1 protein-coding gene is annotated in these 504 nt (G+C 54.4%); it reads left to right on the forward strand.

Annotated elements, in window-relative coordinates; genetic code table 11:
* Positions 1–47 precede the first annotated feature (47 nt).
* Entirely contained in the window at positions 48–464 is a 417-nt protein-coding gene (locus DN062_RS19260; protein ID WP_420811686.1) for a serine protease, read from the forward strand.
* Positions 465–504 lie beyond the last annotated feature (40 nt).

The raw sequence follows: 504 nt of genomic DNA on the forward strand, positions 1-504 counted from the left end.
TCATCAGACATGGAAGCTACAACTCCAGAACCCTGGACAACGACATCATGTTGATCAAGTTGGCCTCTCCCGCCACCCTCAACTCTTACGTCAAGACTGTTGGTCTGCCCGGTGGCTGCGCCGCTTCTGGAACCAGCTGTCTGATCTCTGGATGGGGCAACACCCTCAGCAGTGGAACAAACATGCCCAGCCTCCTGCAGTGCCTGAACGCCCCCATCCTGACTGCCGCCCAGTGTAGCAGCGCCTACCCAGGAGAGATCACCACCAACATGATCTGTGTTGGATACATGGAAGGAGGCCAGGATTCCTGCCAGGGTGACTCTGGTGGACCCGTGGTCTGCAATGGACAGCTCCAAGGTATTGTTTCTTGGGGATATGGCTGTGCCCTCAGGAACTATCCTGGTGTCTACACCAAGGTCTGCAACTACAACTCCTGGATCTCCAGCACCATGGCTGCCAACTAATCTTTCTCTGTGTTTCTTGTCATTTGTTGCTCTGTTACTG

The sequence above is a fragment of the Nitrincola tibetensis genome (assembly GCF_003284585.1).
Lineage (GTDB): Bacteria > Pseudomonadota > Gammaproteobacteria > Pseudomonadales > Balneatricaceae > Nitrincola > Nitrincola tibetensis.